The 3,590-nt window shown below is 78.1% G+C and carries 4 protein-coding genes; all 4 read left to right on the top strand.

All coding sequences use genetic code 11. From position 1 onward, the window contains the following. A partial coding sequence (locus tag HLB09_RS14545) for an MSMEG_4193 family putative phosphomutase (protein WP_171204051.1) occupies window positions 1-589 on the top strand: 589 nt, incomplete at its 5' end. Window positions 590-631: 42 nt separating this feature from the next. Beyond that, entirely contained in the window at window positions 632-1,207 is a 576-nt protein-coding gene (locus HLB09_RS14540; RefSeq protein WP_171204050.1) for a DUF3090 domain-containing protein, read from the top strand. Beyond that, complete coding sequence (locus tag HLB09_RS14535) at window positions 1,135-2,259, top strand: SCO1664 family protein (protein ID WP_212771135.1); 1,125 nt, start codon at window positions 1,135-1,137, stop codon at window positions 2,257-2,259. The genes HLB09_RS14540 and HLB09_RS14535 overlap by 73 nt, the downstream gene beginning before the upstream one ends. Window positions 2,260-2,314: 55 nt before the next feature. After that, window positions 2,315-3,583, top strand: a complete 1,269-nt coding sequence (mshC, locus tag HLB09_RS14530; RefSeq protein ID WP_171204049.1) for a cysteine--1-D-myo-inosityl 2-amino-2-deoxy-alpha-D-glucopyranoside ligase — start codon at window positions 2,315-2,317, stop codon at window positions 3,581-3,583. Window positions 3,584-3,590: the final 7 nt, after the last annotated feature.

Raw genomic sequence — 3,590 nt, 5'->3', positions numbered from 1 at the left:
CCTCTCGGGCGTCCCCCTCGCCCGGGTCGTCGCGAGCCCGCTGGAGCGCACCGTCGCGACGGCCCGCGCCCTCCTCGCCGTCGGCGGGACGGCCCGCCGCCCGCGCCCCGACCTCGTCGAGGAGCCCCGGCTGCTCGAGTGCGACTACGGGGAGTGGACCGGTCGCGGCCTGCGCGAGCTGGCGAGGGAGCCGCACTGGAAGGTCGTGCAGGGCCACCCCAGCGCCGCCCAGTTCCCCGGCGGCGAGTCCCTGCGCGACGTCCAGGCCCGGGCGCTCGCGGCGGTCCGCGAGCACGACGCCGCGGTCGCGGCGGAGCACGGCGCGGACGCCGTGTGGGTCGCCGTCTCCCACGGCGACGTCATCAAGGCGGTGCTCGCCGACGCCCTGGGCCAGCACCTCGACAGCTTCCAGCGCATCGTCGTCGACCCGGCCTCGGTCTCGGTCGTCCGGTACACCCCGCTGCGGCCCTTCGTCGTCCGCACCAACGACACCGGTGGCGACCTCGCCTCCCTCGCGCCGCCGCCGCGGCGCCGGCGCCGGGCGGCGGCGTCCTCCGACGCCGCGGTGGGCGGCGGGGCCGGGGCCTGAGCCGGCCGGTGGCCGGCGCGGGCGCTGGGTAGTCTCGACGGCATGCCAGCGCAGGTCTTCGACTACGACCCGCCGGACCGCTTCGTCGCCGGCACGGTGGGGCCGGCGGGCTCGCGCACCTTCTTCCTCCAGGCGCGGGCGCGCAGCACCGGGCCCGTGCCCGTCGTCGTCTCGGTCGCCCTCGAGAAGCAGCAGGTCGCCACCCTGGCCGAGAAGGTCGAGGAGCTCCTCGACGAGGTGGTGCGCCGCAGCGGCGGCGAGGCGCCCGTGCCCGCGGTCACCCCCGTCGGGGCGGGCGACACCGAGCCGCTCGACACCCCCATCGAGGAGGAGTTCCGGGTCGGGACGATGAGCCTGCAGTGGGACGGCGACCGCGGCGTCGTCGTCATCGAGTGCTTCTCCGTCGAGGAGGACGAGGCCGGCGGCGGCCTGGGGGAGGGGCCCGAGCCCGACGCCCGGTCCGTCCTGCGGGTCTCCCTGTCCGGCGCCAGCGCCCGCGGCTTCGCCCAGCGGGCCTCGGCCCTCGTGGCGGCCGGCCGCCCGCCGTGCCCGTTCTGCCAGGGCCCGCTGGACCCCGAGGGCCACGTCTGCCCGCGCGCCAACGGGTACCGCCGCTGACCGGGCGCGGCGGGGCGCCCGCGGGCCCGCGGCCCGGCGTCCCGAGCGACGGGGACGCGCTGGCGGACCTGCTCTCGCGCGGGGACCTCGAGGTCGTCGGACGCATCTCCGGCTCCTCGAACGTCACCCTGCTCGCCACCTGCCGGGACGGCGGCACGGCCGTCCGGTGCGTCTACAAGCCCGTCCGCGGCGAGCGGCCGCTCCACGACTTCCCCGACGGCACGCTCGCCGGGCGCGAGGTCGCGGCCTCGCTGGTCTCGCGCGCGGGCGGGTGGGGCGTCGTGCCCACGACCGTCCTGCGCGACGGCCCGCTGGGGCCCGGGTCCGTGCAGCGCTGGGTGCACCCGCCGCGCGACGCCCCGCTCGACGAGGAGGCCGCCGACGAGGGCGTCGTCGACCCGTACCGCGCCGTGGACCCCGACCACGAGGACCCCGACGACGAGGGCGGGGACGACGAGGGCGGGGAGGGGCCGGACGAGGCGGACCGGGTGGAGGAGGACCTCGACGACGAGCACCTGCTGGGCGAGCCCGGCGCCGGGCTCGTCGACGTCGTCCCCCAGGGCGAGGTGCCCGCGGGGTGGCGCGGCGTCCTCGAGGCCTGGGGGCCCTACGGCGAGCCGGTGACCCTCGTCCACGCCGACGACCCGCGCCTGCTGTCGGTGGCCGTCTTCGACGTCGTCGCCAACAACGCCGACCGCAAGGCCGGCCACCTGCTGCTGGGGCGCCCTGCGGCCGCGGACCCGGCGTCCGCCGCCGCGCGGGCCTCCGGCCCGCCCGTGCACGGCATCGACCACGGCCTCGTCCTGCACGCCGAGGGCAAGCTGCGCACCGTCCTGTGGGGCTGGGCGGGGGAGCCGCTGCCGGACGTCGAGCTCGAGGCCCTCGACCGCCTTCGGGCGGCCCTGCGCGACGGCCTGGAGGACGAGCTGCAGGCCCTCCTCACCGGGCGGGAGGTGCGGGCGCTGCGCACGCGCGTCGACCGGCTCCTGCGCGGCGCCGTCATGCCGCAGCCGCCGGAGCACCGCAGCGCGGTGCCCTGGCCCGTGTTCTGACGCACGGCGGTCCGGCGCGTCCGGAGGCTCCCGCGGCGCCGACTAGGGTCGCGCCGTGAAGTCCTGGTCCTCCCCGCACCTGCCGCACCTGCCGGGCACGGGAGGGCCCGTCTCGCTGCACGACAGCGCCTCCCGCAGCGTGCGCCCCACGTCCCCGGGCCCGGTCGCCGGGCTCTACGTGTGCGGCATCACCCCCTACGACGCGACCCACATGGGGCACGCGTCGACCTACCTCGCCTTCGACCTCCTCGTCCGCGCGTGGCGCGACGCCGGGCACGAGGTCCGGTACGTCCAGAACGTCACCGATGTCGACGAGCCGCTGCTCGAGCGCGCGACCGCGACGGGCGTGGACTGGCGCGACCTGGCGGCTCGCGAGACCGACCTCTTCCGCGAGGACATGACGGCGCTCGGCGTCGTCCCGCCGGACGTCTACCTCGGCGCCGTCGAGACGGTGCCGAGGGCGGCCGCGGCCGTCTCCGAGCTCGTCCGCCGCGGCGCCGCCTACCGGGTCGAGGCCACGGGCGACGTCTACTTCGACGTCACCGCCGACGAGGCCTTCGGGGGCGTCAGCGGGTACGACCCGGCGACGATGGCGCAGCTGTCGGCCGAGCGGGGCGGCGACCCGACGACGCCGGGCAAGCGGTCCCCGATCGACCCCGTGCTGTGGCGCGCCGCCCGCGAGGACGAGCCGTCGTGGGACGGCGGCGACCTCGGCCCCGGGCGCCCCGGGTGGCACATCGAGTGCGTCGCCATCGCGCTGGACCACCTCGGGTCCGGCTTCGACGTCCAGGGCGGCGGCTCCGACCTCGTCTTCCCCCACCACGAGATGGGCGCCTCCCACGCCCACGTCCTCACGGGCACCCGGCCCTACGCGCAGCTGTACGCCCACGGCGGGATGGTGGCGCTCGACGGCGAGAAGATGAGCAAGTCGCGCGGCAACCTCGTGCTCGTCTCCGCGCTGCGCCGCGCGGGGGAGGACCCGGCGGCCGTGCGCCTCGCCGTCCACGCCCACCACTACCGCGACGACTGGCCGTGGACCGACGAGGGCCTGCAGGTCGCCCGCGAGCGGCTGGAGCGCTGGCGCGCCGCCGTGGCGATGCCGCAGGGCCCCGACGCTGCGCGGGTGCTCGACGGCGTGCGCAGCCGCCTGGCCGACGACCTCGACGCCCCGGGCGCCCTCGCCGTCGTCGACGCGTGGGTGGACGCCCAGCTGGCGCAGGACCTCTCGCACGCCCCGGGCGACCCGCAGGGCGACGCCGCGGCGCCCGCGCTGGTCGCCGACGTCGTCGAGGCGCTGCTCGGGGTGCCCCTGCGGGTCGGCTGACGGCCGG

This window comes from Pseudokineococcus marinus, from assembly GCF_013004605.1.
GTDB classification, from domain to species: Bacteria; Actinomycetota; Actinomycetes; order Actinomycetales; family Quadrisphaeraceae; genus Pseudokineococcus; species Pseudokineococcus marinus.
This window is presented reverse-complemented; position numbering and strand designations above follow the sequence as displayed.

Excerpts from the sequence above, each read along its gene's own strand:
- HLB09_RS14540 (WP_171204050.1), top strand. The coding sequence starts at position 632 with ATGCCAGCGCAGGTCTTCGACTACGACCCGCCGGACCGCTTCGTCGCC.